This window comes from Nocardia sp. Root136, from assembly GCF_001427185.1.
Classification (GTDB): Bacteria; Actinomycetota; Actinomycetes; order Mycobacteriales; family Mycobacteriaceae; genus Nocardia; species Nocardia salmonicida.
On record NZ_LMFE01000001.1, the window covers coordinates 1,993,360 to 2,018,843 of the forward strand.

The following is a 25,484-nucleotide window of genomic DNA, read 5'->3' on the forward strand; positions in this document are numbered from 1 at the left end:
CCCCCGTTCTCGCCGCAATTCTCGCAATGTCACAGAATGGCGAAGCCCGGAATAGGTGGTCCACTGGGTCCGTTCCGGTAATGCGGAATGGATCGAGGACTGACACGCCGAATTTTCCCAGGTCAGAAACCTATTTTCAGCGCAGGTCTACCCTCACGCCGTAATGGTGCTTATTGTTGGTCGAGTCAGGCGTGGGACGCCCCGCACGCGAGGTGGATTGCGTCGGACAGTGCGTTGAAGGCTTAATCACTTATCCCTCGGAAAGGACCGTGTGGAGATGGCTGACAAGTCTAAAAAAGCACCGAAGAAGATGCCCAAGCAGATGCCGCGCCAGCAGCAGGAGCAGCGGCAGGAGCAGGGGCAGGACTCGCAAGGCATGACGCGAGCAGGCCAGGACGATCGGCGTGAGCAGCGCCGCCCCGGCCATCACTGATATACGTGTGTCGACGAGCCGCCGGTATCGCTACCGGCGGCTCGTCCACGTCATGCCCCGATGCGCACTGGCGCGCCTGCCGCGGATCCGTCCAGCTCACGCCGAGCCGTGGCCGGATCGGGGACGGGCACCGCGTCGACCAGGCGGCGGGTGTACTCCTGAGCCGGTGCGGCGAATACCGCGCGCACCTCGCCGGTTTCGACGATCCGGCCCTGCCGCAGCACCACTACCCGGTCGGCGACCTGGTGCACCACGGCCAGATCGTGACTGATGAACAGACTGGCGAAGCCGTATTCGGCGCGTAGGTCGGCGAAGAGGTCGAGCACCTGCGCCTGCACCGATACGTCGAGCGCGCTGGTCGGCTCGTCGGCGACCAGCAGTCGCGGTGCCAAGGCCAGCGCGCGAGCCAACGCCACTCGCTGACGCTGCCCACCGGACAACTCTCCCGGCCTGCGCTGCGCGTAATCCCTTGGCAGTCGGACCGATTCGAGCAAGGTCGCGACTTTGGCCTGCAACAGCGTGCCCGACGCGGCCCGATGCACCTGCAAGGGTTCCCCGATCGCGTCGGCGACCGTGCGCCGCGGATCGAGTGAGGCGCTCACGTCCTGATGCACCAGCGCGACGTGCTTGCGCAGTCCGCGCAGCTCGCGGCGCGACAATCCGGCCAGCACGACACCTTGTAGCTCGACGCGTCCCGAGGTGGCGGGAACGAGCCCGAGCGCGGTGCGCCCCAGCGTGCTCTTGCCCGACCCGGATTCACCGACGAGCCCGAGAACTTCACGTGGACCGAGGGTGAGCGAAATATCCTGCAGTGCCGGGAAAGGCGCAGCGCCGTGGCGGCCCGGGTAGACGACCGAGAGGTCGTCGATCCGCAGCACGTCGCGGTATTCGGATTCGCCTCGCCCCCCGCCCTTTTCGGCGACAACAGCGGGCCCACGCACCACTACCCGGCGCAGAATCCGGCGAACGCTCCGGTCCGAGGGTTCCGCCGGGACGTCATCCGAATCGTCGATGAGGTCCGCCGACTCGTCGTCGCCGCCGTCGGACGCGTCGACCTCACCGGCTTCGTCCTCGTGCCGCACCGTCGTCGGGTCGTCATCCGTTGCCTCAGTGGCGAGCTCGGCCTCCGCACCACCCGGGCTGACTGCATCCACCTCGGCGACAGGCGCCGACTCTTCGCCCCGCGACGACACCGGGGGCAATCGCGGCACCGCGGCCAGCAACGTCCGGGTGTAGTCCTCGCCCGGTTCGGCGAACAACCCGAACACCGTCTGTTCCTCGACCACCCGCCCCTCGCGCATCACCACGACCCGGTCGGCGATCTCCGCGACCACGCCGAGGTTGTGGGTGATGAACAGAATCGCCGTGCCGCGCTGCCGTTGTAGGGAGCGCAGCAGATCGAGGATCTCGGCCTGCACGGTGACATCGAGCGCGGTGGTCGGCTCGTCGGCGATGAGCAGGTCGGGCTCGCCGGACAGGGCGAGTGCGATCACCACGCGCTGCTTCTGTCCGCCGGAGAGTTGATGCGGGTACCAGTCGAGGCGCTTGTCCGGTTCCGGAATATCCACCGCCGTCAGCAGATCGATCGCGCGGGTGCGAGCGACAGCCTTGTCTGTCACGCCGTGCGCGCGCAGCGCCTGCGCGATCTGGGTGCCGATCTTCTGCACCGGATTCAGCGCGGTCTGCGGCTCTTGAAAGACCATGGCGGCCTTGGTACCGCGCAGATCCCGTAACGCGGATTCGGCGGCCCCGATGACCTGCGTGCCCCCGAGCCGGATCGACCCGCCTGCCCGCGCGGTCTCCGGCAGCAGCCCGAGCACCGATCGCGCGGTGAGCGATTTCCCCGAACCGGACTCACCGACCAGGGCGACGACTTCACCCCGGCGCACCCGCAAGCTCACCCCATCGACGACGATCTTGTCGCCGAACCCCACCGTCAACTCGTCGATCTCGAGCACGGGGTCGAGCGGATCAGATGGTGCGCTCATGCCAATCTCCTTGCCCGGCCCAGTGCTTGGGCGATCAACAGGAATCCCAGGGTCAACGCGGCCACCACGACCAACGGTCCGATCGCGATCCACGGATTCGCGTCCAGGTTGGCGATCGAGGCCGCGATCAGCGATCCCAGCGAGGGCTGCGGCGGCAGTACGCCGATGCCGATGAAACTCATCGCGCCCTCGATGAACACCGCCACCGACAGCGACAGCGCGAACTGCACGCCGAGCGGCTCGATCACATTGGGCAGCACATGCTTGCGCAAGGTCCACCAGGTGTCGGCGCCGATCACCTCCGAGGCTTCGACGAACGGTTGTTCGCGCACGGCCAGTACCGCCGTGCGGATCTGGCGACCGAAGATCGGGATCTCGGCGGCGACGATCACGATGACCACCGCGTGCCAGCCGGGCCCGGTGATCGCGGCGAGCGTGATGCCCAAGATCAGTGTGGGGAAGGCCAGAATCAGGTCGAACACCCGCTGGACGGTCACGTCCGCGACGGGGTGGACGGTGGCGGCCAGCCCGATCAGCGCACCGATCACGGCGCCGATCGGCACCGCGAGCAGCGCGATCAGCAGGTCGATCCGGATACCGGCCAGGACGCGCGCGGCCACATCACGGTTGAGATGGTCGGTGCCGAGCCAGTGTTGCGCGCTCGGCCCGAGCAGGTTGGCGCCGGGGATCTGGGTGAGCGGATCGTAGGAGCTGAGCAGTCCGGCGAACACCCCGGCCAGCGCCACCACGACGACCAGCAGCACCCCGGCCAGTCCCTGTCCATGGCGCAGCGCCCACAGCGGACCTTCGCGGCGCGGTGAATCATTCGCTGTGACAACAGGTTTCTCGGTTGTCGTCGTCATGACCGTCCTCCGATCCGAATCCGCGGGTCCAGCCACGCGTGCGCGACATCGGTGATCAGCTGGATCACCACGAACACCGCCACCGACAGCAGCAACAGCACCTGCACGAGCGGATAGTCGCGACGACTGATGCCCTGTTCGATGAGCTGCCCGATCCCCGGCCACACGAAGGCCGCTTCGACCAGCACCGCGCCACCGAGCAATTGCCCGGCCTGGATGCCGAGCACGGTGAGCATGGTCGGCAGCGCGTTGCGCAGGGCGCCACGGGTGACGATCTCGCGATAGCCGACACCGAGGGAACGTGCCGTCAGCACATACTGTTTCGCGAGTTCGGTGCGCAGCGCTTCGGTGAGGAACCGGGTCAGCGCCGCCGACACCGGCAGTGCGAGGCAGATCGCGGGCAGCAACAGATACTGCACCGCGATATCGGGTCGCGCGATGAATCCGTCCGGCGGCACCCCGCCGGCGGGCAGCACCGGAATCGCGACGGCGAACACCAGCACCAGCAACGGGCCGACCACGAAGGTCGGCAACGCGACCGCGGCCGTATTCGCCGCGGCGACAACCGTATTCAACCAGCGGCTCGGCCACAGCACCGACGCCACCGACACGATCAGACTCACCAGCACGGCCAGCAGCAGCGCGGTCACGGTGAGCACCAGCGTATTGGTGAGCCCACGGCCGACCAGGTCGGTGATCTCACCGCCGATGATGTAGGAGCGACCGAGGTCGAGGGTGAACACCTCGCCCAGCCACTGCAGGTACTGCACCGGGATCGACCGGTCGAGGCCGAGCTGATGACGGATCACCTCGATGGTCTGCGGTGTCGCGTCGTTGCCGGCCAGGATGGTGGCCGGGTCACCGGGGACGAGCCGCAGCAGCAGGAAGATCAGCACCGAGGCCCCGAACAGCACCAGCAGCGCCGACGGGAGGCGGTGTAGCAGGTAGCGCGTCATGACAGGAAGGTGTCGGTGAGAACAGGTTCGCGGCGCTTGGTCCAGGCGAAACCGTGCACCTTGTTGACGGTGGAGTACTGCTGGAAACGCACGCCGATCTCGATCAGGAACAGCCCTTCCAGCAACTGGTCGGTGACGGCCTGGTAGGCGCGCACCGCATCGGGGCCGGTGCCCTGCGCCAGCTGCCATGCCGTGTCGGCGGCCGCGGTGTAGGCCGGTGATTCGTAGCGCGAGGCATTGCGGCGGGCGTTGAACGGGTAGGCGCTCACCGTGAGCGTCGACGGGACGAACTGCGCCCACGAATGGTCGGTGACCCACAGGCCACGGAATTGCTGGCCGGTGAGCTGCTTGACGAAGGTGGCGGCGTCGACCGGGTCGAGGTCGACCTCGATGCCCACGTCGGCGAGGTTGGCCTGCACGATCTGGGCGACCTCGCCGTAACCGGGGGCGAAGGTCAGCGGCAGCTTCGGCGGCTTGGCCGCCTGGCCGAGGAGTTGCTTGGCCTTGTCGATGTCACGCTTGTACTTGGCGTTGCGGGATTCGTCGAAGGCGGGCGAGTTCTTCGGCCACGGCACGTTCAGCGGATATCCCGCGCCCCGGAACACCTCGTTGATGATGCGTTCGCGGTCGAGCGAGAAGGCGATGGCCTGGCGGACCCGGACATCGGCCAGCGACGGCTCGGTCACATTGACGCCGACATAGGCTTGCAGCTCGGCGCCCTCGAGATCGTGCACCGTGAATCCGCCGCTCTTGCCGAGGTTTTCGGCATCGCGGTAGCCGAGTTCGCGCGCCGCGGCGATCTGACCGGACTTCAACGCGTTGAGCAGCGCGTTCGGGTCGGGGATGATCGAGACCTCGACCCGGTCGAGGTACGGGCGCTCGGGCACCCAGTAGTTCGGGTTCTTCTCGAAGATCAGCTGCGAGTTCGGCACGCGCTGCACATATTTGAAGGGGCCGGTGCCGATATAGGTGTCGCCGGTGCCGAGCTTGTCGGCGGTCTCGCTGTCCAGGATCGGCACGGTGTCGAGCAGGTCGTAGATATTGCTCAGCGGGTGGGCGAGCTGCAACACGATCCGCGTCGGCGAGACGATGTCGAAACCGGTGACGGCGGCCGCCGAGCTACGCAGCTGCGCTGACCATTTGGCGTCGGCGTAGGTGCGCAGCGAGAACTCCACGTCCTTGGCGGTGAAGGGGCGCCCGCTGTGGAACTTCACGTCGTCGCGCAGGTCCAGGCTCAGCGAACGACCGTCGGCGGCGAGCTGCCACGACTTGGCCAGCAACGGCTGCGGTTCGAGGGTGTCGTTCGGGTAGCGGATCAGCGATTCGTAGACCAGGCCGATCACGACCGGGGTCGCCGCGGTGTTGGTGAGCAGGTTCGCGGGCACCAAGTCCTCCCGGATGCCTACCTTCAGGGTGCCGCCGCGCACCGGCGTGGCGTCGTCGCCGCCCGCCTTCTGTTCCGAGACCGCCGAGGTGCAGGCCGCCAGTGCGGCGCCGCCGAAGATGGCCGCGGCGGCGATGCCGCTGGTGCGCAAGAAATTTCGGCGGCCGAAGCCACTCGCCGTTGAACTCATCGTGAAGATCCTCGAAGACGCATCGGCCCGCGCGGCGGGCCGAGGAGGGTACGCACAGCGCACCGCAGGAAAGGGAACACATCGGCTCGGCCGCGAACGTCGTGGGCGTTCGTCAGCCGCGCAGGACGCGACACGAACAGCAGCAGGGTGGCTGATTCGTGGGCACGGCAGTGACGCTAACAAGTTGCGACGTACCGGTCACCGATTCCACGCACACTGCACATAACCCTGGTGACCAGCGGATACGTCACCTTTACTGCCAGAATGCCTGTTCCACCCCATGCTCGCGGTTACGCATCCTTCGGCGGCTCGGCCGGTCGCACGTCCGCGGAGTCGACTCCCGATTGGACCTACCCGCCCACCGCGCCCGAGGGCTCGCCGAACATCGTCGTCGTCCCCGTCGACGACATGGGTTACAGCGATATCGGCCCGTTCGGTTCGGAGATCGAGACACCGACACTGGACCGTCTCGCGGCCGAGGGTGTGCGGCTGTCGAACTATCACACGACTCCGCTGTGCTCGCCCTCGCGCGCGGCACTGCTGACCGGAATCAATTCCCACCGTGCGGGTTTCGGCTTCGTCGCCAACGCCGACCCCGGCTATCCGGGGCTGCGGCTGGAATTGGCCGACGACGTACTCACGCTGCCGGAGATATTGCGCGACAACGGTTACGCCACCTACGCGGTGGGCAAATGGCATCTGGTGCGCGACGCCACGATGAACCCGTCCGCGCATCGGGACTCCTGGCCGACCCAGCGCGGATTCGACCGCTACTACGGGTCGCTGGAGGGGCTGAACTCCTTCTACTACCCCAATCAGCTGGTGTCGGACAGCTCGGTGGTCGATGTCGAAGAGTATCCGGAGGGCTATTACCTCACCGACGATCTCACCGACAAGGCACTGTCCTACATCAAGGATCTGCGCGCGCACGACACGGACAAGCCCTTCTTCCTGTACTTCGCGCACGTCGCGATGCACGGACCGCTGCAGGCCAAGGCCGAGGACCAGGCCAAGTATCGCGGTCGCTACGCCGAGGGCTGGGACGAACTGCGCAGGCGCCGCTTCGCCGAGCAGCTGGCGCAGGGGTTGTTCCCGCCGGGTACCGAGCAGAAGCCACGTAACACCGAGCCGGGTTACGAAGCGGCGGAGTGGGATTCGCTGTCGGCCGACGAGCAGCGGCGCTACGCCAAGTACATGGAGGTGTACGCGGGCATGGTCGACAGCATCGACCAGAGCCTGGGACGCATCGTCGACCTGCTCGAAGACCTCGGCGAACTCGACAACACCATCATCGTGTTCACCTCCGACAACGGCGGCACCGCGGAGGGCGGACCGGAGGGCACCCGTTCCTACTTCGCCGAATTCGCCCACGTCGACGACCCAGACTGGGTGGGCGATGTCCCCCACGACGAAGACCTGATCGGCACCGCGAAGCTGGGCGTGCACTACCCGCGCGGCTGGGGTCAGGCGTCCAACACACCGTTCCGGTTCTACAAGGGCCAGACGTTCGCCGGTGGTGTGCGGGTGCCGCTGGTCGTGTCGTGGCCGAAGGGGTTGCCCCGCACCGATACCGATTCCGGCATCCGCCACGAATACGCCTACGTCACCGATCTGGCGCCGACACTGCTCGAGCTGGCGGGTCTGGACCGTCCTTCTGCGCGTAACGGCTTGCCCGCCAAAGACTTCGACGGCGTCTCCGCGGCCGAGCTGCTGCGCGATCAGGCTGCCCCGACGCGGCACACCGAGCAGTACTCGGAGATGACCGGTCACCGCGGCTTCTACCGCGACGGCTGGAAGCTGCTGTCGCTGCACGATGCCGACGCCGACATCGACGCGCCGAACTGGCAGCTGTTCGACGTGCGCGCCGACCCCACAGAGCTGCACGATCTTTCGGCGCAGTACCCGGACAAGGCCGCCGAACTGGCCGACGCCTGGGACGAATCAGCGTGGGCCAACACCGTGTTCCCGCTGCTGACCCGCGCCGACCTGTTCCGCCGTCGCCCGGAGGAGGCGCGTTTCGCCGCTCCGGTGCGGCTGCTGCCCGGTACCCCCACCCTGGAGCGCTACCGCTCCCAACGCCTCATCGCCTTCCGCGACTTCACGATCACCACCGACTTGACCGGCACGGCGTCGGCACGCGGTACGGCGGTACCCGATGAGCGGGTGGTCGACGGCTATCAGCCCGGCGACGAAGGAGTCCTCGTCGCACACGGTGACCTGCTCGGCGGGTACCTGCTCTACATCGAGGACGGCGAAGTAGTGCTCGGCGTGAACAGCTACGGGCGGTACGCGTCAGTCGGCGTGCCTCTGCCCATCGGGACGCGCGAGATCACCGTGCGAGCCACCGTCGAGCCGCGTCTGCGCTGGGACTTCACCATCCAGGTAGACGGCACGCCGCTCGCGGAGCTCACCGACCAGGTGCAACTGGTCGGCATGGCGCCGTGGACCGGGATCTCCGTCGGCGTCGACGCGCGCGGTCCGGTCTCGTGGGAGCTGCGCGAGCGCCGCGGACCGTTCCGCTATTCCGGCGGCCTGCGCGCGATCACCTACACCCCCGGTCCCGTGCAGGTCCCGCAGCGCACGATCGACGCGGTGGAGCGGGAGGCCGAGTACGCCGCGGAGTGATCGACCGGCCCCGCGGATCGAGTCGCGACCAGGTCGGATACCGTTTACCAGCCAGAAAATGCCACGCAGACAGGACGCCGGAGATGGACGACAGTTCCCTGATCTGGGACGACGGTGCCCTCGTCACCATCGACCAGCGCGGACTGCCGCACGAGGTGCGAGAACTTCGCCTGCGCACCGTCGACGAGGTCATCGAGGCGATCACCACCCTCGCCATTCGCGGCGCTCCCGCGATCGGGATCGCTGGCGCGTTCGGCGTGGTCATCGCGACCAGGGCGCACACTCACGACGGCGTGCCCGGCGAGGCGGGTGACTCGACCGACGGCATACCCGATAACGGGGGCAGCCCAGTTCAGAGCCTGCCCGGCGAAACCGAGATCCGCACTCGCCGCGTGGTCGATGTAGCTGCCGTCCAGGCCGAAGCCGATCGCATCGCCGCAGCGCGCCCCACGGCAGTCAATCTGGCGTGGGCAGTTGACCGGGTGCGTGGCAGGGTCGCCGATGGTGCCGACGCGGTGCTCGCCGAGACCCTCGAGATGCTCGCCGAGGACGGGCGGGTCAACCTGGCCGCCGCCACCCATGCAGCTGACCTGGTGCAACATCTGTGCGGTGCGCGGCCGCTCCGACTGCTCACCCACTGCAACACCGGACGCCTGGCCACCAGCGCGGTGGGGACCGCGATCGGTGCGTTGCGGGTGCTGCACGAACGCGGTGTCGTCGAGGACGTGATCGTCGACGAGACCCGCCCGCTGTTGCAGGGCGCGCGGCTCACCGCGTGGGAGCTGGCCGAGGCGGGCATTCCGCATCGGCTGACCATCGATTCCGCCGCCGCCTGGGCGATGGCGACCGGACAGGTCGACGCCGTGCTGGTCGGCGCCGACCGGATCACCGCCAACGGCGACGTCGCCAACAAGATCGGCACCTTCACCCTGGCCCTGGCCGCCCGTCACCACGGCATCCCGTTCATCGTGGTCGCCCCGGAATCCACCCGTGATACCGCGATGGCCACCGGCGCGCAGATCGTGGTGGAACAGCGGGCCGCCGCCGAGGTGACCGGCTTCGGCGGCGTCGACACCGCACCGGCGGGGACCGCGGTGTTCAACCCGGCCTTCGATGTGACGCCGACCGATCTGGTCACCGCCGTCGTCACGGAAAACGGTGTGGTCTACCGGAACTCGGATACCTATGACGAGCACGGCCGTGCGTCGGCGGCCACCGTCGAGAACCCCGACAGGCCCCTCGCCGCGCGGGGACAGGCGATCGCCGCTACCGCACGCCAACTCTACGAGCGGGGCTGGATGCCGGGCACCGCGGGCAATATCTCGGTGCGGATCGACCCCGCCGATGCCCTCGTCACCGCCAGCGGCCTGTCCAAAGGCGAACTCGGCGCGGACGACACGGTGCTCGTCGCGATCGCCGACACCATCGCGCGCCCAGGTCAGAGCCGGAAGCCGTCCGCGGAGACCAGCATTCACACCGCCGTCTACCGCACCCGTCCCGCCGGCGCGGTCGTGCACGTGCACTCCCCGTTCGCCACCGCGCTGGCGACTACTTCCGCGCGGCCCGGCGGCGCGGTGACCCCGCTGCGGATCAGCGGTTTCGAACTGCTCAAGGGATTCGGCCTCACCGACCCGTCGACGGTCGTGATCCCGGTCTTCCCGAACTGGCCGGATGTGGCGCGCATCGGCGCCGACATCGACACCTACCTCAGCGAAAACCCCGACGCCCCACCGATTCTGTTCATCACCGGGCACGGGATCACCACCTGGGGTGACACTCTTGCCCAGGCGCGCGATCGCGCCGAATGCCTGGAAGCCCTGTGCGAGTTGATCGCCCGTACGGGACGTACCGACGCCATGCCTCTCGAGATCGGACCGACATGACCCTGTTGCAAGTGATGGCCGCCGACAACCCCGCCGACGTCCGGGTGCGCACCACCGACCCCACCGAGATCGGCGCCGAGCTGGCACAACACGGCATCGCCTACTCGCACTGGGCCGTGCTCGCCGATGCCGCCGCGACCGACTCCGACACCCTGCTCGCCCACTACGGCCCGCAGATCGCCGAACTCAACGCCTCGGGCCGCTACGAGCACATCGACGTCGCCCGCATCCATCCCGATGCCGACAACCCGGAGTGGCCTGCCACCGCCGCCGGTGCGCGCGCGAAGTTCCTCGACGAGCACCGCCACGCCGAGGACGAGGTGCGCTTCTTCGCCGCCGGCCGCGGCTGCTTCTACCTGCACGTGGGCGACGCCGTGCTGGCGACGGTCTGCGAAGCGGGCGACCTGCTCTCGGTCCCGGCGGGCACCCTGCACTGGTTCGACATGGGCACCACCCCCGACTTCATCGCCATCCGCTTCTTCGAGGAGGCCGACGGCTGGGTCGGCGACTTCACCGGCGACAAGATCAGCGCGGGCTTCCCGACCCTCGACGAACTGCTCGCGTGACCCGCGCGATCGTCCTCGACATCGAGGGCACCACCAGCCCCACCGACGCGGTCCGCACCGACCTCTACGGCTACACCGAACAGCACCTGCCCGCCTGGCTGGCCGACAATGCCTCCGGCCCCGCGGAAGCGGTGATCGCGCGGACCCGCGAACTGGCCGGAGAACCCACCGCGGACACCGACCGAGTCGCCGCGATCCTCATCGCCTGGCTGCATTCCGACGTGAAGGCCGAGCCCCTCAAAGCCGCCCAGGGCGCGATCTGCGCCGAGGGCTTCCGCGCAGGCGCACTACACGGACGCTTCTTCGACGATGTGGTACCCGCGCTGAAAACATGGCATGCCGACGGCTACCGACTGTTCGTCTATTCCTCGGGTTCCGAACGCAACCAACGAGATTGGTTCACCTTCGCCGAGGCCGGCGACCTGTCCAGCTTGATCACCGATCACTTCGACCTGGTCAGCGCAGGCGCCAAACGGGAGGCGGGTTCCTATGAGCTCATCGCCGACCGGATCGGCGTCCCGGCGCGGGACATCCTGTTCCTGTCCGACCATGCCGACGAACTCGATGCCGCGGTGGCCGCGGGTTGGCAGGCTGTCGGCGTGCACCGACACGGCGAACCGAATCCACCACGGCCACCGCATCGTTGGGTGAGTTCGTTCGCCGAGGTCGAGGTCGCCGAATACTGAGGTGGCGCGCTCTCAGCCGACGTGCGCCCTGACCGCGCCGAGCGGTCCCCGCTGGACTGTCCCGAACACCCGTCGTGCGTGGACGGCGACCGGGCTCGTCGACCACGGCGCCAGCGTGGTGGTGAACATCAGTTCGCACCAGGACAGGGCGGGGATCTCGCCTGCGGCGAGGGTGGCGATGAGGGAGAGTTCGGTGTCGTGGCCGAGCCAGGCCGCTACCAGCCAGGAGGCGTCGAGGCGGCCGAGGAATTCCTCGGCGTCCTCGGGCGGGCCGTGCGGTGTGTCGACGGCGAGGTGGACGACGGCGGCGATGGCGTGGCGCATCTTGGCGTCCATGCCGATCGCGTCGTGCAGCAGCAAACTTTCCAGTGCCGAGCGCAATTCCATCGAGGGATCAAGTGCTAGTTCGTGCATGTCGAGCCTCTCCTGTGGTTCGGACTGCTGATCGAGACCGCCGGTGATCGCCCGCAGCGTCGGGATCGTCTGTGGTACTTCCGGATCGACGAGGCCGATCAACGGGCCCGACGTCCAGTCGAGCCTGCCGAACGCCTGGCACCAGTCCAGTGCCGGATTATCTTCGGAGACAACCAGATCGAGGGCCAGCCCGGCCATCGACGCGGTGCAGGCCAGGGTGATGGCGTCGAGTCCGTCCTCGCTGACTGTCAGGTGCAGTGTCACCTTCTCGACTCCGGTGTCCTCGCGGGCTCGGCCCGCGAGCCAGATCGCGCGGCCCGCGGCGCCCATCGCGGCCGCGAGCTGGTCACCGCGGGGATGGTCGGCGTCGGCGTCGATGAACGGGCCGTACCAGATCGCCCTGCCCTCCGCGTCGCAGACCGCGAAGGTCGCCGAGACGCTGTCACCCGCGGCGGCCAAACTTATGTGGGCATCCTGCCCATGCTCCGTCACCCTCATCAATATCCCCGTTTTCCGATTCGAGCCGACTGTCACCGACATCCCTATCCAATCGGCCACAAACGGACATGTCCACAGGGCGCGCACAAATAGACGGCCCCAGTTAGGTATATACACTCGCCAGTGAATTCACAGAACCGGCCGTGCACCCATCAGGCGGTGTCGCATTCGGTCCGCAACCGGGCGAAATCGACCGCGCCGCTTGTATGTTTCGACCATGCCCTTCGTACACTCCGATTCTGTCAATGTCCATTTCCACACCGACGCGGTCCAAGGACCGACACTGCTGCTCGCCCATGGATTCCTCATGGACGAATCCATGTTCGAGCCCATCCGGAAGGTCCTGGCGCACACCGATATCAATGTCGTCGCCTGGGACGCTCGCGGTCACGGCCGCACCGGATACGGCGACGACCCGCGCTTCGATTACTGGGATCTGGCCACCGACGGTCTGCGGGTGCTCGACGCACTCGGCATCGAGAGCGCGATTGTCGGCGGCATGAGCCAGGGCGGTTACGCGGCACTGCGGATGGCGTTGCTCGCCCCCGAACGCGTCACCGGATTGGCACTGCTCGATACCGAAGCCGACGCCTGCACCAGAAGCGACGAAAGCTATTACGAGAACTTCTTCGACGAATGGTGCGGCGGCGGCGATTTGCGGCCACTGGCCGAAGATCTCGCGCCGCTATTGATCGGCGGCACCGATCCGCAGATCTGGCAGACCTGGATCACCCGCTGGCTCGACGCCGATCGCACCGCGATCCGGCCGGCGGCCGAGTGCCTGATCGGGCGCGATTCGGTCCGTGGGCGACTCGGCGAAATAGAGGTGCCCGCTCTCGTTCTCCGCGGCGAACACGACCACAGCAGTACCGCGGCCAAGTGCGCGCGCTTGGCGGAGGAACTGCCGGGCGCGAGTGGGGTACGCACGGTGGCGGGCGCGGGCCACGGCTGCGCGCTGACCCATCCCGAGCAGGTTGCCGCGGCGCTGGCCGCGCTGGTGACTGCGTGCACCCCGCATGCCGTGGAGCCGGTGGCGGTCGCCGGTATCTAGCGGTCGGGCCCGCGAACGCCCTGGTAGTACTGGATGCGGCCGGGATAGGCGACGGAATCGAGCCGGAACAGCTGGACCTCGACGGTGTAGTTCTCGCCGGTGTGGAGATCACACAGCCGCATGGCGGTGTGCTCGCGCCCGTACACGGTGTCGCCGTCGTCCCAGATGCGGCGGAAGTCGCGATATTGCGCCAATTCGTCGAGCAGTTCGGAAGCCCAGTCGCCGCCGACCTGCTGGCCGATCAGGCCGCGTAGCCAGTGCACGGTGAGGGTGGACTCCTTCTCCCATTCCACCATTACCTTGCGCGAGAGCGGGTTACCGAAGAACCAGCGCAGAATATTGACATCCTCGACCAGTCCCGGGAACGCGCGGTCATAGGAATGGTTGCCCGCGAGCACGTTCCAGCGGGTGTCGACATAGGCCGCCAGATCGGGTTCCCGCAGCGACAGAGTCCGGCGCATCTCGGTGCTGATCTCGGCTCGCAGATCCTCGACCGTCGGATTGTCGACCGGCGCGATGCCGGCCAGATCGAATAGATGCCTGCGCTCGATATCGGTCACCGGCGCGATCCGGTCGAGGTAGCGCACGAGCGCCTCGATCACCGCGCGCGTCGGCCGGTCCCGATCCCCGCTCTCCAAATGCGTGATGTAACTCGAACTGACCCCCGCCGCGAAGGCTAGTTTTTCCCTCGAAATCCGCCGATCGTCGCGAAGTCGCCGCAGCAACCCGCCGAGCGTCGGCGGTTTCGGCGGCCCGTCCGGTCCGTCGAACGATGGCTTCGGTATCACGACTACCCTTCCTGTCTGCACGGGCCAATCCTGGATGACTATTCAACCTCGAACCAACCGCCAACCGGAAAAGATGCCGTTTCTTTATATTAGCGCCACTTCGTTTGGGTAGTTAACCTGCGGCAACTGTGCTCGCGGTCACGGAATACGGCGTTCTGAACCGAATTAAAAGGATTCGAAATCGTTCCGTTCAGCAGTGCTCTAGGATTGCGCACCGCGCGACGCCGCTCGCCCCGGCCGTGACGGTCTGCACCTCCGCTCGACACCTGCCACCGACTACGAAGCACTCCCGCCGCGCGCGGCGACCGTCCGGCGTCGCCATGTCCGCGCGGCCGTTCCCGCTGTCCCGCAGACCGTCTCGACGCGACCATAGCTGTGTGTGGCGTCACATCAGCGCTGTTCAGCGGGCACACCGGGTGTGTAAACAAATGTAAACCGCGGGAGAACCAGTCGTTTCCGAAGCATCACCGTCGGCCCGCCGACGGACCCGTCGATCACCGCGTTCTGCCAGCTCGCGGCTCAATTCACCCTGGTGAGCCCCCGATCGCGGGTGCCGACGAGCCCCTCCCCCGTGACCACAGCATTTCGCCGACCTCACAGCTCACCGAGGGCCGAATACGGATGTGAAAAGTTCGTTTTGCCGAAGTGGTCCGCCTCCTTACAGTTCCCTCAACAGCCCGATTTCACAGCTCGAAGGGGGCGTCGTGGTTAATTCGCGCACGCAAGGTCCGTCGCCCGCCGATTTCGGCGACACACTGCTGAACCTCGGCAAGTATTTCCAGCGGGGCGAGGTCTCGCCCGACAACCGGTCCGTCTACAAGGTCGGCGGCCGCGATGCCGACGAGTTCTACCGCGACCGCTGGTCGCACGACAAGGTGGTGCGCTCCACCCACGGCGTGAACTGCACCGGCTCGTGCTCCTGGAAGATCTACGTCAAGGACGGCGTGATCACCTGGGAGTCCCAGCAGACCGACTACCCGTCGGTGGGCTCGGACAAGCCCGAGTACGAACCGCGCGGCTGCCCGCGTGGCGCCTCCTTCTCCTGGTACACCTACTCTCCGGCCCGCGTGCGCTACCCGTATGTGCGTGGCACGCTGCTCGATCTCTACCGCAAGGCCAAGGCCGAGCTCAAGGACCCGGTGCTGGCGTGGGAGTCCATCGTCGAGGACCCGGTCAAGGCCAAGGCATACAAGACCGCGCGCGGTAAGGGCGGTTTCGTCCGCGCCGAGTGGTGGGAAGCCGCCGAGATCGCCGCTGCCGCGCACGTGTACACGATCAAGCAGTACGGCCCCGACCGCGTGGCCGGCTTCTCGCCGATCCCGGCGATGTCGATGGTCAGCCATGCCACCGGCGCGCGCTTCGTGTCATTGATCGGCGGCTACATGCTGTCGTTCTACGACTGGTACGCCGACCTGCCGGTGGCCTCGCCGCAGGTATTCGGCGACCAGACCGACGTGCCGGAGTCCGCCGACTGGTTCGACGCGGGCTACCTCATCATGTGGGGCTCCAACGTCCCGGTGACCCGAACCCCGGACGCGCACTACATGACCGAGGCGCGCTACCGCGGCCAGAAGGTCGTGGTGGTCTCCCCCGACTACGCCGACAACACCAAGTTCGCCGACGAATGGGTGGCCGCGCGCCCCGGTACCGATGCCGCGCTGGCGATGTCGATGGGCCATGTGGTGCTCAAGGAGTTCTTCATCGAGAAGCAGACTCCGATGTTCACCGACTACATCAAGTCCTTCACCGATCTGCCGTACCTGATCTGCCTCGACGAGGCTGCGGATCAGGACGGCGCTCTGCCGGGCAAGTTCCTCACCGCCGCGGATCTCGGCCACACCGGCGAAAGCGTCGAGCACAAGCCGGTGCTGCTCGACCAGGCGGGCAACCCCGTCGTGCCCAACGGCTCGCTGGGCCATCGCTTCGGCGAGGGCGACGCGGGCAAGTGGAACCTCGACCTCGAGGGTGTCGACCCGCTGCTCACCCTGCTCGGCCATTCCGACGACGCGCACGCCACCATCGCGCTGCCGCGTTTCGACACCGATGTCGCCGGGTCGATCATCCGCGGTGTGCCGACGAAGATCGTCGCGGGCAAACGGGTCACCACCGTCTTCGACCTGTTGCTCGCGCAGTACGGCGTGGGCCGCGACGGCCTGCCGGGCGAGTGGGCCAAGGGCTACGACGACGCCGAGTCGCCGTACACCCCGGCCTGGCAGGAGAACATCACCGGCGTTCCCGCCGTCCAGGCCGCTCGCATCGGACGCGAATTCGCCGACAACGCGGAACGTTCCGGCGGTCGCTCGATGATCCTGATGGGCGCGGGCACCAACCACTGGTTCCACTCCGATCAGATCTACCGCGCCTTCTTCACCCTGACGCTGCTCACCGGCTGTCAGGGCAAGAACGGTGGCGGCTGGGCCCATTACGTCGGCCAGGAGAAGTGCCGTCCGGTCACCGGCTGGGCCACACTGGCTTCGGCATCGGACTGGCAGCGCCCGCCGCGTCAGATGCAGGGCACCGTGTTCTGGTACCTCACCAACGACCAGTGGCGCTACGACCCCTTCACCTCGGACTCGTTCGCGTCGCCGCTGGGCAAGGGCAAGTTCGCCGGTCGCACCGCCGCCGACAACATCGCCCTGGCGAGTCGTCTCGGCTGGATGCCCAGCTACCCGACGTTCAACCGCAACCCGCTCGACCTCGCCGACGAGGCAGCCGAAGCGGGCAAGACCCCCGCCGAGCACGTCGTCGCCGGGTTGAAATCGGGCGACCTGCGCTTCGCCTGCGAAGACCCCGACGCACCGGAGAACTTCCCGCGCGTGCTCACCGTGTGGCGCGCGAACCTGCTCGGTTCCTCGGGCAAGGGCAACGAGTACTTCCAGAAGCACCTGCTCGGCTGCGGCTCCAACCTGCAGACCACCGACGCGACCGGCGTGCGACCGCAAGAACTGGAATGGCGTGAGGAAGGCGCCGAGGGCAAGCTCGATCTGTTGCTCGCGCTGGACTTCCGCATGACCAGCACCACGCTGTTCGCCGACATCGTGCTTCCCGCCGCCACCTGGTACGAGAAGCACGACCTGTCCTCCACCGATATGCACCCCTTCGTGCACGCCTTCTCCCCCGCCATCTCCCCGCCGTGGGAGGCCAAGACCGACTTCGAGGCGTTCCACCGGATCGCGCGTGGTTTCTCCTGGCTGGCCGAGAAGCACCTCGGCACCCGCAAGGACATCGTCGCGGTGCCGTTGCAGCACGATTCCCCCGATGCGCTCGCGCAGGCCGGCGGCAAGGTGCTGGACTGGAAAGCCGGTGAGTGCGAACCGATTCCGGGCAAGACCATGCCCAAGATCGTGGAGGTCGAACGCGACTACACCAAGATCGCGGAGAAGCTGGCCGCGCTCGGGCCGCTGGTGGAGAAGCTCGGTCTCACAACCAAGGGCGTCACCACCTTCCCCGAGGAAGAAGTGGCGTACCTGGCCGGACAGAACGGCACCATCGTCTCCGGCATCGCCGCGGGCAGGCCGTCGCTGGCCAAGGACACCCACGCCGCCGAGGCCATCCTGTCGCTGTCGGGCACCACCAACGGCCGCCTGGCGGTCGAAGGGTTCGAGGCGCTGGAGCGGCGGACCGGTACCGAACTCGTCGACCTCGCGAAAGAGGCCGAGGGCAAACGGATCACCTTCGCCGACACCCAGGCTCGCCCGGTGCCGGTGATCACCTCGGCGGAATGGTCGGGCTCGGAATCCGGTGGTCGCCGGTACTCGCCGTTCACCATCAACGTCGAGCGGCTCAAGCCGTGGCACACCCTCACCGGTCGCCAGCACTTCTACCTCGACCACGACTGGATGATCGAACTCGGCGAGCAATTGCCGATCTTCCGTCCACCCCTCGATATGTCGGCGCTGTTCGCGGAGCCGAGCATCGGCAATGTGAGCGGCAACGGTCTCACCGTGCGTTACCTGACCCCGCACTCCAAGTGGTCGATCCACTCGGCCTACCAGGACAACCTGCACATGCTGACGCTCTCGCGCGGCGGTCAGACGATCTGGATGTCGGACGTCGACGCCAAGAAGATCGGGGTGGCCGACAACGATTGGATCGAGGCGATCAACCGCAACGGTGTGGTCGTCGCCCGCGCGATCGTCTCGCACCGCATGCCGGAGGGCACCGTCTTCATGTACCACGCCCAGGACCGCGCGGTCGACGTGCCGCGCATCGAGGGCGCCGAGGACACCACCAAGGAAGCCAAGGGCAAGCGCGGCGGTATCCACAACGCGCTCACCCGGGTGCTGATCAAGCCCTCGCATCTGATCGGCGGCTACGCCCAGCAGTCCTTCGCCCTGAACTACCACGGCCCGACCGGTAACCAGCGTGACGAGGTAACCACGATCCGCCGCCGCAGCCAGGAAGTCGAGTACTGACATGCACCAGGCTGTTCGTCCGCACAGGCGACAACTGATTTCGAACCGTCCGGGTAACTCACCGGGCACGCCCAGAACAGGCTCGGCACTCGACCGCATGCCCGCATACACGACGGTCGCCGGCTCTCAGCCGTGCGCAAAATACCCGGAGAGGCGGAACTGACATGCGCGTAATGGCACAGCTCGCCATGGTCATGAACCTGGACAAGTGCATCGGCTGCCATACCTGCTCGGTCACCTGCAAGCAGGCGTGGACCAACCGCGGCGGCACCGAGTACGTGTGGTTCAACAACGTGGAAACCCGTCCGGGACAGGGCTATCCGCGTCAGTACGAGGACCAGGAGAAGTGGAAGGGCGGCTGGACGCTCAACAAGCGCGGCAAGCTGACCCTCAAGTCCGGCTCGCGGTTCAAGCGCCTGATGAACATCTTCGCCAACCCCGACCTGCCCACGGTCGCCGACTACTACGAGCCGTGGAGCTACGACTACGACAACCTGCTGTCGTCGCCGCCCATGGACACCACCCCGGTGGCGCGGCCCAAGTCACTGATCACCGGTGAGGACACCAAGGTCACCTGGGGTGCGAACTGGGACGACGACCTGGGTTCGGGTCCCGAGCAGGTCGGCAAGGACCCCATCCTCGGCAAGCTCGAGACCAAGGTGAAACTGGAGTTCGAAGAGACCTTCATGTTCTACCTGCCGCGCATCTGCGAGCACTGCCTGAACCCCTCCTGCGCCGCGTCGTGCCCCTCCGGCGCGATCTACAAGCGCGAGGAAGACGGCATCGTGCTCGTCGACCAGGACAAATGCCGTGGTTGGCGCCAGTGCATCACCGGCTGCCCGTACAAGAAGATCTACTTCAACCACAAGACGGGCAAGGCGGAGAAATGTACTTTCTGCTACCCCCGTGTCGAGGTCGGCATCCCGACGGTGTGCTCAGAAACCTGCGTCGGGCGGCTGCGCTACATCGGCGTGATGCTCTACGACGCCGACGCGGTGCTCGAGGCGGCCCAGGTCACCGATCCGCAGGACCTCTACACCTCGCAGCTCGGCGTGTTCCTCAACCCGCACGATGAGCGCGTGATCGCCGAGGCCGAGAAGGCCGGCATCTCGCCGGAATGGATTCAGGCCGCCCAGGATTCACCGGTCTACAAGCTGATCGTCGACTATCAGCTGGCCCTGCCGCTGCACCCGGAATACCGCACCATGCCGATGGTGTGGTACGTGCCGCCGCTGTCGCCGGTGGTGGATGTACTCGCCGAGACCGGTCACGACGGCGAGGACGTGCGCAACCTGTTCGGCGCCATCGACGCGCTGCGCATCCCGCTCGAATACCTCGCCGAGTTGTTCACCGCCGGGGAGATCGGGCCGGTGCGGTCCTCGTTGCAGCGCCTGGCCGGGATGCGGGCGTTCATGCGTTCGGTCAACCTGGGCGAGGAGCCCGAAGCCCATATCGCACCGTCGATCGGGCTCGAGCCCGAAGAGATCGAGGCGATGTACCGGCTGCTGGCGATCGCCAAATACGAGCACCGGTACGTGATCCCGATGGGCGCGACGTCCAAGGCGCACGAACTGGATTCGCTGGCCACCGGGTGCAGTCTCGACACCGACGGCGGACCCGGCATGACCGCGTTCGATCAGGTTGTCGAGAAGTTCTCGCTCTCCGATGTCAATCAGGCTGCGCCGGAGGAGAAGTCGGGCCGGATCAACCTGCTCAACTGGGACGGGCGCAGCACCAGCGGACTCCTGCCGGGCGCGAACGGCAACGAGAAGACCGGCAACGGCGCCGGTAACGGCAACGGCAGCAACGGCGCTGCCGTCGCCGACTCCCCCGCGAGCGGTGTCGCGCCATGAGTCTGCTCTCGATTCGTAAACGGCCCCAACCGGTTACCGAGATGGCCGAGCACGACCGCCTGGTCGTGTGGCGGTTGGCGGCGTTCCTGCTCGACTACCCCGGCGAGCAGACCCTGTCCATGCTCGACCAGTTGTCCGACGCCGCGGCGCAATTGCCCGAAGAGGTGCAGGCGCACTTCGCCGAGATCTTCGCCTACCTGCGCGATACCCCGGCGATCGAAGTGGCGCAGAGCTACGTCGAGACCTTCGACATGCGCCGGCGCGCCAGCCTGCACCTGACGTTCTACGCCTTCGGCGACACCCGCAAACGCGGTATGGCACTGCTGCGTTTCAAGCACGCCTACCGCCAGGCGGGGGTCGAACTCGGCGACGAGGAACTGCCCGACCACCTGCCGGTGCTGCTGGAATTCGCCGCCACCATCGATCCGATCGGCGGCGAGCGCCTGCTCGGCGAGCACGTGCCGGTGATGGAGCTGTTGCGATTGTCGCTGGGCGACAACAACTCTCCCTACAGCGGCGTCCTCGGCGCGGTCCTCACCACCTTGCCCCCGGTCACCACCGCCGACCGCAGGCGCATCGCCGAACTCGCCGCCCAGGGTCCGCCCGAGGAAGAGGTCGGCCTCGAACCGTACGCCATGGACCCCGCCCTCTTCGAAGCAACAGAAGGCCGCCGTTAACGGTTCCCCCGCAAGTTCAGCGAGGGATTTCAAGCTCAGACCGCACTCACCACCGCCCCGAAGGAGGGCTGCAAGTGTCCTACGTCGTCAACGCTTGTGTGGCCCCGCTCTGCCACAGCCAGAATTACTCTGGCAGCATTTCGGTCGCGCCCAGCGGAATACCCACAGGACGTACACCGGAAGGTTCGGTCAGCGAGTTCGAGCCGCTGCTTGGCTCTCGCGAAGCAACTCGAACACGTCATCGTCGTGTACGCGGGCACAACCGTCACCACCTTCCGGCCGGCCCGCGAGCCACGGTCGATCAACTCACGCTTCGCGACGCCGATCGCCGCATCGGCTGCCTTGCGCGCCATCGTGGATCGGGTCAGGAACTTCATTTTGAAGTCCTCGATCGCGATCGTCTGATGTTCGTTGACTACCCGGCGCGCCCATACACGCGCAGCATGGGTGTTCTGCCGGGCAGCCTTCTTGTGCAATCGGGCGGCGGCGCGGCGCGCGACTCGGTACCCGTTGGACGGGGCTTGTCCGCGTGGGCGACGCCTGCGCGCCACTTTTCGTTGCGCCCGAGCCAACTCAGCCGCACACCTTGCCCGGAAACCCTGGTAGGGCAGGTCGAAGTCAGGGTTTGTCGTAGTGGCGGTGGTCGCAACACCCCAATCGATACCGATGCCATCGGATGTCGCAGGCATCGTCGCTACTTCTCGGCGGACCACGAACGAGGCATACCAGTGTCCGAGAGAATCCCTGTAGATACGAACCGAACTCGGTTCCGACGGCAGTTCGCGCGACCACACAACCGGAATCTCGACGCCCTTCGGCAATCGCAAGCGGCCGTTGGTAATCGAGAATCCATTGCGGGTGTACTCCAACGACGGCAGACAGTTCTTGCGCCGTTTGATCGTCGGCCGACCATGGCCTTTCCTGGTGAACGATTGATGCCTGGCGCTGACATAGGAACGAAGCATCTGCTGTTGGGGGACTTGGGAACCGCTGCGAAGCCAGGAGCTTTGCCGACGCGCAGCGGTCAAGAGCTTTCCAAGTTTGGTGAGCGTGGGCCTGCCACCGCTGCGCTGCTGGTGGACCGCCTCGTTCCACAGAAACCGGCACCGATGCCACTCGGACTCGAGCCCGCGCACAGCCTGCACTCCGGGGCGCAGGCGATAGGCGTACCGCACGGTCTCGACCATACGTTCGAATGTACAGCAGATATTTCACAGCCAGGAAAAGGCAGCAAATTTGTCGCCATCAATGGCGGCGTAAGCACGGAGGTCCGTCGATGAATGCCACTATCCCGCTGCCCGAAGGCCTGTGGCTGATCCTGCCCTACATCGCGGCGACTTCCTTTGTGCTGGGCCATGTCTGGCGCTACCGCTTCGACCAGTTCGGCTGGACCACCCGCTCCTCGCAGATCTACGAGTCCAAGCTGCTACAGCTGGGCAGTCCGCTGTTCCACTTCGGCATGCTCGGGGTGTTCGGTGGTCACGTGATGGGTTTGTTGATTCCCGAATCGTGGACCTCGGCGATCGGCATCTCCGAGCACGCCTATCACATCATCGCGGTCGGTGCGGGTTCGGTCGCCGGGCTCATGGTCGTGCTCGGCGTGGCCATCCTGTGCTACCGCCGCATCGCGATTCCCGCCGTGCGCAAGAACACCAGCCGCAACGACGTCATGATGTACACGCTGCTGACCCTGGCCCTGGTCACCGGCCTGCTCAACACCTGGGGTTCCAACCTGCTCTGGGGCACCTACAACTACCGCACCACGGTTTCGCCGTGGTTCCGCAGCCTGTTCTCGATCAACCCCGAGCCCGGCCTGATGGTCGGCGTTCCGTGGACCTTCCAGCTCCACGGGCTCGTCGTACTCGTCCTGGTAGCGGCCTGGCCCTACACCCGCCTGGTCCACATGTTCAGCGCCCCCATCGGTTACCTCACCCGCCCCTACATCGTCTACCGCCGCAAGGAAGTGGACACCAAGGACAAGACCCGCTTCGCCAAGGCCTGGGACGCACCGGTCACCCCCGACCGCTGGTAGTTACCGCCGGGCGCCGACCGGCCCCGCGTCACGACGCGGGGCCGAGGGCTTTGCGGACCGTGTCGAACCAGGCCTGGGTATCGACGAGACCCTTTTCGTTGTCCTTGCGGCCGCCGACGAAGCCGAACAGGTCGGCGGCGAAACGACTCAGAACCGTTCCCTCGTTCTCCTCGAGTTCGGCGAGGACTTCGGCGTCGCCCAGCACGTAGGCGACGACAGACACCTGGCCCGCAGGCCACTCGGTGCGGTAGTTCGCCCAGCCGTCGCCGCGCACGGCACGGGCCTTGGCGAGCAGGTCCGCACGCAGGGCGTCGCGGTCGGCGTCGGTGGGCTGACGTGGTTTGCCCCAGGTGATCCGTTTCGCGTCCGACATGTCGAGTCCTCTCGCTGATGGGCGGGTGTTCGGGCTCATCAGGTCAGGGTCGCAGATCCTACTCGGCGCGCAGGAACTCCCCCACCCGTTCGGTGCCGAGCGCGGGATCGGCTTCGCCCTCACCGAAGACATACCGGCCGTTGACGAAGACCGCAGTGACGGTCTCGTCGTTGCGGTTGACCATGCGCGAGAGATTGCCGAACACCGCGATCGGGTCCTCGGCGTAGGCGTCGAGGGTCTCGTCGAGGTGGGCGGGGTCGATCACGATGGCGTCGGCGCGGGCGCCCAGGCGCAGGTGACCGGTGTCGAGGCCGTACCAGTCGGCGAGTTCGCCGGTGAGCCGGTGTACCGCGTGCTCGACGGTCATGAACGGCTTCTCGCTGGTCGCGGCGTCGTTGACGCGGCGAAGCAGGCGCAGGCCGAAGTTGTAGAAGGCCATATTGCGCAGATGCGCGCCCGCGTCGGAGAAGCCGAGCTGGACCGACGGATCGGCGGCCAGGACATCGGCCACCTCGGGACGGTGGTTGGAAATGGTGGTGCGCCAGCGCAATTTGTCACCGTGTTCGACGACGAGGTCGAGGAACGCGTCGACCGGGTGGAGGCCGCCGCGGTCGACACCGACCTCGCCGAAGGTCTTGCCGATGACGGTCTCGTCGGGGCAGTCGACGATATCGGCGTCGAAGAAGTCACGGTGCCACGCTCGGGGGCCGTACTTGTTGTCGTAGTCCTTGCGGAACGAGCGGCGGTACTCCTCGTCCTGCATGAGGTGACGCTGCTCGTCGATGTGATCGGCCAGGTGCAAAGCGGCGGCGCCGGAACCGAATTCCTCGAACACCGGCAGCGAAATGCCGTCGGAGTACACCTCGAACGGCACCGGCAGGTGCTGCCAGCGGAAGTCGCCGTCGAGCCCGTTGATGATCTTGCCGACGGCCGGGAACATCTTGGACGCGGCGGGCAACGCCTTCACATCGGCCGCCGACAGCAGACTCACCTTGAGCGGATCACGCCAGAGGCCGATGCTCGACACCGCCATCGACACCAGGCTCTTGGGGTTGGCGATATCGGGGCCACCCTGCAACGCGCGACCACGCTTGCGCAGGATCGTGTTGAGCCGGTGGCGTTCCTTGCTCTTGGCATAGGTGGACGGCAGTGTCCGCGAACGGCAGGTCTCCCCGTCGAGCTTGTCGAAAAGCAGCTGCTGCGAGGACATTCCGACGAATCCGACGTCGAGCGCGTCGACGAGCATGCGCTCGATCTCGGCCAGCTCGTCCTTGGACGGCTTCACCTCCTTGCGGGTGGAGCGGTCGAGCCCCATCACCGCCGCCCGGATATCGGAGTGACCGATGAAGCCGGCCAGGTTCGGGCCGAGCGGCAACTGCTCGAGCGCGTCGATGTATTCGCCTGCGGTACTCCAGGTCTGGACGTCGTTCATCGCGCCGACTACGTATTGCCGCGGGATGGCCTCGACCCGGCCGAACAGGTCGCCCGCGGTCTCACCGTCGACGTGCACGGTCGAGAGCGAACACGAACCGAGCAGCACGGTGGTGACGCCGTGGCGCACCGACTCCGACAGCGACGGGTCGAGTAGGACCTCCACGTCGTAATGGGTGTGGATGTCGATCATGCCGGGCATGACCCACTTGCCGGTCGCGTCGACGACCCGGGGGCAACCGGTTTCGTCGAGCGGGGTCTGCGAGATCGCGGCGACCTTGCCCGCTGTGATGCCGAGGTGGCGGACCGTGGACGGGGCACCGGTGCCGTCGAAGAACCGGCCACCTTTGATGATGCTGTCGAACATTTCTGACCCCT

General features: G+C 66.7%; 19 protein-coding genes. 10 read left to right on the plus strand and 9 right to left on the minus strand.

The genetic code is table 11. The features are described 5' to 3' along the window. Positions 1–277 precede the first annotated feature (277 nt). Positions 278–433: a hypothetical protein gene (locus ASD42_RS34320; RefSeq protein WP_156677410.1), complete on the plus strand. Its 156-nt coding sequence runs from the start codon at positions 278–280 to the stop codon at positions 431–433. Positions 434–483: 50 nt separating this feature from the next. Here ASD42_RS34320 and ASD42_RS35190 read toward each other — a convergent pair whose 3' ends face one another. Genes ASD42_RS35190 through ASD42_RS09300 form a run of 4 tightly spaced genes read right to left on the minus strand, consistent with a single transcriptional unit; the run spans position 484 to position 5,814 of the window. After that, positions 484–2,421, minus strand: coding sequence for a dipeptide ABC transporter ATP-binding protein (locus tag ASD42_RS35190; RefSeq protein WP_056812772.1), 1,938 nt, complete (start codon positions 2,419–2,421; stop codon positions 484–486). Then, entirely contained in the window at positions 2,418–3,284 is an 867-nt protein-coding gene (locus tag ASD42_RS09290) for an ABC transporter permease (RefSeq protein ID WP_056812776.1), read from the minus strand. The genes ASD42_RS35190 and ASD42_RS09290 overlap by 4 nt, the downstream gene beginning before the upstream one ends. Further along, positions 3,281–4,240, minus strand: a complete 960-nt coding sequence (locus ASD42_RS09295; RefSeq protein WP_056812778.1) for an ABC transporter permease — start codon at positions 4,238–4,240, stop codon at positions 3,281–3,283. Before ASD42_RS09295 ends, ASD42_RS09290 begins: the two co-directional genes overlap by 4 nt. Then, positions 4,237–5,814: an ABC transporter substrate-binding protein gene (locus tag ASD42_RS09300; RefSeq protein ID WP_056812780.1), complete on the minus strand. Its 1,578-nt coding sequence runs from the start codon at positions 5,812–5,814 to the stop codon at positions 4,237–4,239. The genes ASD42_RS09295 and ASD42_RS09300 overlap by 4 nt, the downstream gene beginning before the upstream one ends. Before the next feature lie 264 nt (positions 5,815–6,078). On the opposite strand from ASD42_RS09300, the gene ASD42_RS09305 reads away from it, so the two are divergent. The 4 genes from ASD42_RS09305 to mtnC all read left to right on the plus strand — a co-directional run bounded on the left by ASD42_RS09305 (position 6,079) and on the right by mtnC (position 11,574). After that, on the plus strand, positions 6,079–8,439 hold the full coding sequence (locus tag ASD42_RS09305; RefSeq protein WP_056812784.1) for an arylsulfatase: 2,361 nt from the start codon (positions 6,079–6,081) through the stop codon (positions 8,437–8,439). A gap of 83 nt (positions 8,440–8,522) precedes the next feature. Then, on the plus strand, positions 8,523–10,322 hold the full coding sequence (locus ASD42_RS09310) for a bifunctional S-methyl-5-thioribose-1-phosphate isomerase/methylthioribulose 1-phosphate dehydratase (protein WP_056812787.1): 1,800 nt from the start codon (positions 8,523–8,525) through the stop codon (positions 10,320–10,322). Then, the gene (locus ASD42_RS09315) at positions 10,319–10,888 is read left to right on the plus strand and encodes a 1,2-dihydroxy-3-keto-5-methylthiopentene dioxygenase (RefSeq protein ID WP_056812790.1); all 570 of its coding nucleotides are present in this window, start codon (positions 10,319–10,321) and stop codon (positions 10,886–10,888) included. Before ASD42_RS09310 ends, ASD42_RS09315 begins: the two co-directional genes overlap by 4 nt. Continuing rightward, the gene (gene mtnC / locus ASD42_RS09320) at positions 10,885–11,574 is read left to right on the plus strand and encodes an acireductone synthase (RefSeq protein ID WP_056812793.1); all 690 of its coding nucleotides are present in this window, start codon (positions 10,885–10,887) and stop codon (positions 11,572–11,574) included. Before ASD42_RS09315 ends, mtnC begins: the two co-directional genes overlap by 4 nt. Before the next feature lie 12 nt (positions 11,575–11,586). On the opposite strand, the gene ASD42_RS09325 is transcribed toward mtnC, so the two are convergent. Further along, on the minus strand, positions 11,587–12,486 hold the full coding sequence (locus ASD42_RS09325; RefSeq protein WP_056812796.1) for a hypothetical protein: 900 nt from the start codon (positions 12,484–12,486) through the stop codon (positions 11,587–11,589). 217 nt (positions 12,487–12,703) lie between these two features. Between ASD42_RS09325 and ASD42_RS09330 the strand changes: the two genes are divergently transcribed. Then, positions 12,704–13,537, plus strand: coding sequence for an alpha/beta fold hydrolase (locus ASD42_RS09330; RefSeq protein WP_056812799.1), 834 nt, complete (start codon positions 12,704–12,706; stop codon positions 13,535–13,537). Here the strand turns inward: ASD42_RS09330 and ASD42_RS09335 are convergent. Beyond that, positions 13,534–14,346, minus strand: a complete 813-nt coding sequence (locus ASD42_RS09335) for a helix-turn-helix transcriptional regulator (protein WP_442938647.1) — start codon at positions 14,344–14,346, stop codon at positions 13,534–13,536. The genes ASD42_RS09330 and ASD42_RS09335 overlap by 4 nt on opposite strands. A 683-nt stretch (positions 14,347–15,029) precedes the next feature. Between ASD42_RS09335 and ASD42_RS09340 the strand changes: the two genes are divergently transcribed. The 3 genes from ASD42_RS09340 (at position 15,030) to narJ (ending at position 21,270) form a co-directional block, all read left to right on the plus strand. Beyond that, the gene (locus ASD42_RS09340; protein WP_056812801.1) at positions 15,030–18,740 is read left to right on the plus strand and encodes a nitrate reductase subunit alpha; all 3,711 of its coding nucleotides are present in this window, start codon (positions 15,030–15,032) and stop codon (positions 18,738–18,740) included. A gap of 173 nt (positions 18,741–18,913) precedes the next feature. Then, the gene (gene narH / locus ASD42_RS09345) at positions 18,914–20,593 is read left to right on the plus strand and encodes a nitrate reductase subunit beta (protein ID WP_056812804.1); all 1,680 of its coding nucleotides are present in this window, start codon (positions 18,914–18,916) and stop codon (positions 20,591–20,593) included. Beyond that, a complete protein-coding gene (gene narJ / locus ASD42_RS09350) occupies positions 20,590–21,270 on the plus strand; it encodes a nitrate reductase molybdenum cofactor assembly chaperone (RefSeq protein WP_056812809.1) in 681 nt (226 codons plus the stop codon). Before narH ends, narJ begins: the two co-directional genes overlap by 4 nt. A gap of 35 nt (positions 21,271–21,305) precedes the next feature. On the opposite strand, the gene ASD42_RS33725 is transcribed toward narJ, so the two are convergent. Beyond that, positions 21,306–22,457 (minus strand): RNA-guided endonuclease InsQ/TnpB family protein, encoded by a 1,152-nt coding sequence (locus ASD42_RS33725; RefSeq protein WP_084787053.1) that lies wholly within the window; start codon positions 22,455–22,457, stop codon positions 21,306–21,308. Between the two features lie 89 nt (positions 22,458–22,546). Here ASD42_RS33725 and narI point away from each other — a divergent pair, with 89 nt between their 5' ends. Beyond that, a complete protein-coding gene (gene narI, locus ASD42_RS09360) occupies positions 22,547–23,302 on the plus strand; it encodes a respiratory nitrate reductase subunit gamma (protein WP_056812814.1) in 756 nt (251 codons plus the stop codon). A 28-nt stretch (positions 23,303–23,330) separates the two neighbouring features. On the opposite strand, the gene ASD42_RS09365 is transcribed toward narI, so the two are convergent. Further along, positions 23,331–23,675, minus strand: a complete 345-nt coding sequence (locus ASD42_RS09365) for a hypothetical protein (RefSeq protein WP_056812817.1) — start codon at positions 23,673–23,675, stop codon at positions 23,331–23,333. A gap of 58 nt (positions 23,676–23,733) precedes the next feature. After that, a complete protein-coding gene (locus tag ASD42_RS09370; protein ID WP_056812820.1) occupies positions 23,734–25,473 on the minus strand; it encodes an N-acyl-D-amino-acid deacylase family protein in 1,740 nt (579 codons plus the stop codon). Positions 25,474–25,484: the final 11 nt, after the last annotated feature.

Excerpts from the sequence above, each read along its gene's own strand:
- ASD42_RS34320 (WP_156677410.1), top strand. The coding sequence starts at position 278 with ATGGCTGACAAGTCTAAAAAAGCACCGAAGAAGATGCCCAAGCAGATG.
- ASD42_RS35190 (WP_056812772.1), bottom strand. The coding sequence starts at position 2,421 with ATGAGCGCACCATCTGATCCGCTCGACCCCGTGCTCGAGATCGACGAG.
- ASD42_RS09290 (WP_056812776.1), bottom strand. The coding sequence starts at position 3,284 with ATGACGACGACAACCGAGAAACCTGTTGTCACAGCGAATGATTCACCG.
- ASD42_RS09295 (WP_056812778.1), bottom strand. The coding sequence starts at position 4,240 with ATGACGCGCTACCTGCTACACCGCCTCCCGTCGGCGCTGCTGGTGCTG.
- ASD42_RS09300 (WP_056812780.1), bottom strand. The coding sequence starts at position 5,814 with ATGAGTTCAACGGCGAGTGGCTTCGGCCGCCGAAATTTCTTGCGCACC.
- ASD42_RS09305 (WP_056812784.1), top strand. The coding sequence starts at position 6,079 with ATGCCTGTTCCACCCCATGCTCGCGGTTACGCATCCTTCGGCGGCTCG.
- ASD42_RS09310 (WP_056812787.1), top strand. The coding sequence starts at position 8,523 with ATGGACGACAGTTCCCTGATCTGGGACGACGGTGCCCTCGTCACCATC.
- ASD42_RS09315 (WP_056812790.1), top strand. The coding sequence starts at position 10,319 with ATGACCCTGTTGCAAGTGATGGCCGCCGACAACCCCGCCGACGTCCGG.
- ASD42_RS09325 (WP_056812796.1), bottom strand. The coding sequence starts at position 12,486 with ATGAGGGTGACGGAGCATGGGCAGGATGCCCACATAAGTTTGGCCGCC.
- ASD42_RS09330 (WP_056812799.1), top strand. The coding sequence starts at position 12,704 with ATGCCCTTCGTACACTCCGATTCTGTCAATGTCCATTTCCACACCGAC.
- narH (WP_056812804.1), top strand. The coding sequence starts at position 18,914 with ATGGCACAGCTCGCCATGGTCATGAACCTGGACAAGTGCATCGGCTGC.
- narJ (WP_056812809.1), top strand. The coding sequence starts at position 20,590 with ATGAGTCTGCTCTCGATTCGTAAACGGCCCCAACCGGTTACCGAGATG.
- ASD42_RS33725 (WP_084787053.1), bottom strand. The coding sequence starts at position 22,457 with ATGGTCGAGACCGTGCGGTACGCCTATCGCCTGCGCCCCGGAGTGCAG.
- narI (WP_056812814.1), top strand. The coding sequence starts at position 22,547 with ATGAATGCCACTATCCCGCTGCCCGAAGGCCTGTGGCTGATCCTGCCC.
- ASD42_RS09365 (WP_056812817.1), bottom strand. The coding sequence starts at position 23,675 with ATGTCGGACGCGAAACGGATCACCTGGGGCAAACCACGTCAGCCCACC.
- ASD42_RS09370 (WP_056812820.1), bottom strand. The coding sequence starts at position 25,473 with ATGTTCGACAGCATCATCAAAGGTGGCCGGTTCTTCGACGGCACCGGT.